The sequence below is a fragment of the Halochromatium roseum genome (assembly GCF_016653315.1).
Classification (GTDB): Bacteria; Pseudomonadota; Gammaproteobacteria; order Chromatiales; family Chromatiaceae; genus Lamprobacter; species Lamprobacter roseus.
The window spans coordinates 1-4,460 of sequence record NZ_NHSH01000005.1 but is presented as its reverse complement, the minus strand read 5'-3'; the positions used below and the strand labels follow the sequence as shown (position 1 = coordinate 4,460).

Here is a 4,460-nt window from a genome sequence, read left to right as displayed (position 1 = left end):
TGGCACGGTTAACCGATCCGGACATCGAGCGGTTCACGCCGTATCGACAGGTGAAGGCGATCCTGCAAGCGCGGACTGAGCGCCTCCGGTTGAGACTGCCCAACCCGGACTCCAGTTGCTCGCCCGCCAGGGCGCTATCAACGGAGAGCGAATCACCGAATGAGCACCTTTGCGTATGAAATTCGGAGCAGGGGCAGGCGATGGCCACCACCTATGACGAGATTATGAGTTTGTTTCGGGAGGTTGCGGAAGCACAGAGGGAAGTTGCCGAATCACAGAAAGCACTGACGGAATCACAGAAGGACACTGATCGCAAACTCAATCAACTCGAACAGCTCTTCACCAGCCAGTGGGGCCGACTGATGGAAGCCTTGGTGGAGGGCGATTTAGTCAGGCTACTGACCGAACGCGGGATCGCCATTGCCGACACCACCACCCGACTCAAAGGCAAGCGAGCCGATGGCGGCAACTATGAATTCGACATCATCGCCCACAATGGCGAGGAGGTCGTGGTGGTTGAGGTCAAGACCACCCTGCGCCCCGATGATGTCAAAGGCTTTCTCAACAAGCTCAATCACCTGAAGACCTGGATACCGCGCTACGCCGGCAACCGGCTCTACGGCGCCATGGCCTGGCTCACGGCCGATGCCGGCGCCGAGGCGATGGTGGAAAACCGCGGGCTGTTCAGCATCCGCGCCACCGGCGATTCGGCCAGCATCCTCAACGAGGCCGACTTTCGACCGCGTGCTTGGTAGCCTTCCCGAGCCGGCATCCAAGCGCCGAGAGCAAGCCACCGACGAGCAATGAGACACCTGGGTCGAGCAGATCCTCACCGCCGACTCAGTCGATGACCTGTTCCTGACGAGGTGATGACCGCGCCAACCAGCAACTCGAGCCCGCGCTGACCACCATGCGCCTGCTAATCAGCTAGGCTAAACCGTGGTCCGTCCCTGTTTTTGGTCGACCGGCTGGTACGCCTGATCCAGGCCGACCCCAACAAGGCCCGGCTCGACCGGCTCATCACCCGCTGGCTCAAGCGCCATCTCCAGCGGCTTGGTGCACAGATCGACCTTACCCAGATCAACTCACTCGTCGAGGACAAAGCGATGTCGGCTGAAAACCTACAGCATTGGGCAGAACGCGAGCGCGAAGAAGGCCATAAAGAAGGCCAAAAGGTAGGCCAAAAAGTAGGCCAAAAGGTAGGCCAAAAGGTAGGCCGCAAGGCGGGCGTGGAGGACACCCTCTGCAAGCTCCTCACCCTCAAATTCGGCGACATCCCCGAAACCGCATCCAAGCGCCTAGAGCAAGCCACGGACGAGCAACTGGACACCTGGGTCGAGCAGATCCTCACCGCCAACTCGCTCGACGACCTCTTCACGACAAGATGATGGCCGCACCAGCCTCGAGCTCGAGCCCGCGCTCACCGCCATGCGTCTGCTGAACAGAAAGTCTCCAGCCCCCGGCTAAACCGTGGTCCGTCCCGGGTTTCTCCGTCCCGGGTTTCTCTGCTCTAGGCGAGATGCATTGACGCTGACCGATAGACCTTGAGGCCAACGTGCTTTTCCATCGCATCGAAATCCCGATCAGCGTGCAACAGGGCCAGATCGTACAGGATGCAGTAACTGCCGATGATCACGTCGATGGTCTTGCGTACCGTGACACCTTTGCCTCGCATCAACCGATAGTGATCAGCGGCTGCAAGCGCAACCTCTCTGCCACCTAGTCGACAAAAACCCAGCGGATCAAGCAGCGCACGTGCCTCCCGGTAGCCAGCCTCTGTGCGAAAGCCCTGCAAAACCTCGGTCAGGATAAGATCCCCGATCAGCACCAACTCTTGGCCGAGAAGCCCATCCAGCGCGTCGCACTCGGCGGTGGTCTCCCCATTGAAGTAGTCAATCCAGACCGATGAGTCGACCAAGACCATCAGGCGTCGTCACGCCGCATGCTATCCAGGTCACCCTCCCAGGGCAGGCGGCCACGGGCTTCACGGATGCGCCCCTGCTCCTTCAGTCGAACCAGCAGCCGCAGTCCGGCCTCAACCGCCTCACGCTTTGTCTGGTAGCCAGAGGCGATAAGGGCTCGCTCCATCAGCTGATCGTCGATCACAATATTCGTCCGCATGGCAGCGCCTCTGCTGTGTATTGGGTTCTTAAATCATACACATCAGCGCCCTGGTCGTTCAATCTTGATCGACGAAGGGCGCTACACTTCCGAACAACTCAGCGCCATCGACAGCCCCTTGAGCGGCATCATCCAGGTCGAGATCGCCTCAGGCGATCGCGCCTCCCTGCAAGCCGCCGTCGATCGGCTGGTGCGCCTGATCCAGGCCGACCCCAACAAGGCCCGCCTTGATCGGCTCATCACCCTCAAGTTCGGCGACATCCCCGAAACCGCATCCAATCACAAGAACGTCTATCAGGACGTCTTGACCCTGATGGCATGGCATATCTGCTAATATCCAAATTCCTGACCCCCCTACATGGAGAATCGGCATGCTTGCCAAGCGCACAAGCAAGAACCAGGTCACCTTGCCAAAGGCGATTGTGAAGTTGGTTGGCGAGGCCGATTACTATGACGTGACCACACAAGAGGGGAAGATCATCCTCACTTCGGTCCGTCTTCAGCAAGCCGATGCCGTGCGCACTAAGCTCGACGAGCTCGGCCTCACTGCTGCGGATATCGATGAGGCCATCGCCTGGGCAAGACGGCGCCCGTGAGCCGAGCGCGTGTGGTCCTCAACGACGCCGACTTTCGACCGCGCGCTTGGTAGCCTTCCCGAGTCCGCATCCAAGCGCCGAGATCAAGCTCAGCGTAAATCTCATAATATCTTTCAGTCAGGCTAGACGCTCGCTTAATCGCGCGATGAGATCCATACGCTCGTGAAGTATCGCGAGAATCAATGCCGGTTCATCTGGCCGCGGTAGGCAGAAGATGTAGTGATGACCGGCACGCCGCACGCGCACCCCAGGATACAAGTCGTCACGGGTGCGAAAGACGCCCTCGCCAAGCGCAAGCTCAGTGGCAGCATTTTCAATCTGCTGGAGATACGCGCGGCATTGCTCGGTGCCCCGCTCACGATGGGTATAGCGCGTGATCTCGCGAAGATCCTCTGCCGCACCACGGCTGAGAATGTACGCTGGTGTCATGAGCGGGCTATAGAGCGTACCGTGTCTTCCGCAATCTTGCTGATGCTCTCCTCGACCACGCCACCGCGACGCGCCTCAGCAACGCGCTCAGCCAACAGGGCCTTCAAGGCCTGTGTGCCGTCCTCGTCGCCAGTCTGAGCGATGAAAAGGCGCTCCAGCGTGAACTGCTTAATACTCTTGCCCTCGAGTGCAGCCATTGCTTTTAGGGCCTGATGCTGCTGCTCGGTGATGTCGATCGTCAATCGGCTCATGGTCTTCGCCCCTATTAGAAGTCAGCATAGCTAGAATCCCACAAATGTGGGTTTGTGTGAACCACGACCATGCTCCAACGCGGCGGCATCAGCCTCTTCAGCCCGCTCAGCGGCATCATTCAGGTCGAGATCGCCTCAAGCGATCGCGCATCCCTACAAGCCGCCGTCGATCGGCTGGTGCGCCTGATCCAGGCCGACCCCAACAAGGCCCGCCTCGATCGGCTCATCACCCGCTGGCTCAAGCGTCATCTCCAGCGGCTTGGTGCACAGATCGACCTCAGACAGATCAACTAACTCATCGAGGACAAAGCGATGTTGGCCGAAAATCGACAACACTGGGCAGAACGCGAGCGCCAAGAGGGCCGAAAAGAAGGCCACAAAGAGGGCCGCGAAGAAGGCCAAAAAGAAGGCCGAAGGTAGGCCGCAAAGCGGGCGTGGAAGGCACCCTCCGCAAACTCATCACCCTCAAATTCGGCGACATCCCCGAAACTGCATCCAAGCGCCTAGAGCAAGCCACGGACGAGCAACTGGACACCTGGGTCGAGCAGATCCTCACCGCCAACTCGCTCGACGACCTCTTCACGACAAGGTGATGACCGCACCAGCTTCGAGCTCGAGCTCGAGCCCGCGCTGACCACCATGCGCCTGCTGACCAGCCGGGCTAAACCCTGGTCCGTCCCTGGTTTCTTCCTATGTTTGGGTAAGCCCAAGACAACTCATGGCTGACAATGAACAAACAGATCCTGCATGTCCATGTGGCCGAAACGCACGCCGACAGTCTGGCTCGCGCCGCGGAAACCATGGAAGCGCTGGAACGCCGGTGATGGCACTAGACATGATCTTCTGCCCCCAATCCTGCCGATCGGCTTCACTGTTTATGCGCAGGTTTATGCAGCCGCTAACACCCCCTTTTCACCACGTTTGCCGGAACGACAGGTTTGCTGTGGCATCGGATGCGGCAGTAGAGTAAGGTATTACCTTGTATTGCTTTAGTGGAGGTTGCCATGGCTGTTGCTACCGTCCGTCCTGTTGCGGTCAAGCTTGATGACGCGATGAAAGCCCG

10 protein-coding genes are annotated in these 4,460 nt (G+C 59.2%); 6 read left to right on the top strand and 4 right to left on the bottom strand.

Going from position 1 to position 4,460, the window contains the following annotated elements; translation table 11 throughout:
• The first annotated feature begins 200 nt into the window (after nt 1-200).
• Nucleotides 201-755 carry a hypothetical protein gene (locus CCR96_RS00235; RefSeq protein WP_201215033.1) on the top strand — a complete coding sequence of 185 codons (555 nt, stop codon included), beginning with the start codon at nt 201-203 and terminating at the stop codon, nt 753-755.
• A 201-nt stretch (nt 756-956) separates the two neighbouring features.
• Complete coding sequence (locus tag CCR96_RS00230) at nt 957-1,388, top strand: DUF4351 domain-containing protein (protein WP_201215032.1); 432 nt, start codon at nt 957-959, stop codon at nt 1,386-1,388.
• Between the two features lie 122 nt (nt 1,389-1,510).
• Here the strand turns inward: CCR96_RS00230 and vapC are convergent, their stop codons facing one another.
• Together vapC and CCR96_RS00220 are read right to left on the bottom strand one after the other, a co-directional pair.
• On the bottom strand, nt 1,511-1,924 hold the full coding sequence (vapC, locus tag CCR96_RS00225; RefSeq protein ID WP_201215031.1) for a type II toxin-antitoxin system VapC family toxin: 414 nt from the start codon (nt 1,922-1,924) through the stop codon (nt 1,511-1,513).
• Entirely contained in the window at nt 1,924-2,121 is a 198-nt protein-coding gene (locus tag CCR96_RS00220) for a type II toxin-antitoxin system VapB family antitoxin (RefSeq protein WP_201215030.1), read from the bottom strand. The genes vapC and CCR96_RS00220 overlap by 1 nt, the downstream gene beginning before the upstream one ends.
• 64 nt (nt 2,122-2,185) lie before the next feature.
• On the opposite strand from CCR96_RS00220, the gene CCR96_RS00215 reads away from it, so the two are divergent.
• A complete protein-coding gene (locus CCR96_RS00215; RefSeq protein ID WP_201215029.1) occupies nt 2,186-2,455 on the top strand; it encodes a hypothetical protein in 270 nt (89 codons plus the stop codon).
• A gap of 37 nt (nt 2,456-2,492) precedes the next feature.
• Entirely contained in the window at nt 2,493-2,717 is a 225-nt protein-coding gene (locus CCR96_RS00210; protein WP_201215028.1) for an AbrB/MazE/SpoVT family DNA-binding domain-containing protein, read from the top strand.
• A gap of 117 nt (nt 2,718-2,834) precedes the next feature.
• Here the strand turns inward: CCR96_RS00210 and CCR96_RS00205 are convergent, their stop codons facing one another.
• Both CCR96_RS00205 and CCR96_RS00200 read right to left on the bottom strand, forming a co-directional pair.
• Nucleotides 2,835-3,146 (bottom strand): type II toxin-antitoxin system RelE/ParE family toxin, encoded by a 312-nt coding sequence (locus CCR96_RS00205; protein ID WP_201215027.1) that lies wholly within the window; start codon nt 3,144-3,146, stop codon nt 2,835-2,837.
• Nucleotides 3,143-3,397: an antitoxin gene (locus CCR96_RS00200; RefSeq protein WP_201215026.1), complete on the bottom strand. Its 255-nt coding sequence runs from the start codon at nt 3,395-3,397 to the stop codon at nt 3,143-3,145. The genes CCR96_RS00205 and CCR96_RS00200 overlap by 4 nt, the downstream gene beginning before the upstream one ends.
• Nucleotides 3,398-3,466: 69 nt before the next feature.
• Between CCR96_RS00200 and CCR96_RS00195 the strand changes: the two genes are divergently transcribed.
• On the top strand, nt 3,467-3,691 hold the full coding sequence (locus CCR96_RS00195) for a hypothetical protein (RefSeq protein ID WP_201215025.1): 225 nt from the start codon (nt 3,467-3,469) through the stop codon (nt 3,689-3,691).
• Nucleotides 3,692-3,831: 140 nt separating this feature from the next.
• Nucleotides 3,832-3,990, top strand: coding sequence for a DUF4351 domain-containing protein (locus CCR96_RS00190; RefSeq protein ID WP_201215024.1), 159 nt, complete (start codon nt 3,832-3,834; stop codon nt 3,988-3,990).
• The last annotated feature ends 470 nt before the right edge of the window (nt 3,991-4,460 follow it).

Coding starts and splice junctions, on each gene's coding strand:
- CCR96_RS00235 (WP_201215033.1), top strand. CDS start 201: ATGGCCACCACCTATGACGAGATTATGAGTTTGTTTCGGGAGGTTGCG.
- vapC (WP_201215031.1), bottom strand. CDS start 1,924: ATGGTCTTGGTCGACTCATCGGTCTGGATTGACTACTTCAATGGGGAG.
- CCR96_RS00220 (WP_201215030.1), bottom strand. CDS start 2,121: ATGCGGACGAATATTGTGATCGACGATCAGCTGATGGAGCGAGCCCTT.
- CCR96_RS00210 (WP_201215028.1), top strand. CDS start 2,493: ATGCTTGCCAAGCGCACAAGCAAGAACCAGGTCACCTTGCCAAAGGCG.
- CCR96_RS00205 (WP_201215027.1), bottom strand. CDS start 3,146: ATGACACCAGCGTACATTCTCAGCCGTGGTGCGGCAGAGGATCTTCGC.
- CCR96_RS00200 (WP_201215026.1), bottom strand. CDS start 3,397: ATGAGCCGATTGACGATCGACATCACCGAGCAGCAGCATCAGGCCCTA.
- CCR96_RS00195 (WP_201215025.1), top strand. CDS start 3,467: ATGCTCCAACGCGGCGGCATCAGCCTCTTCAGCCCGCTCAGCGGCATC.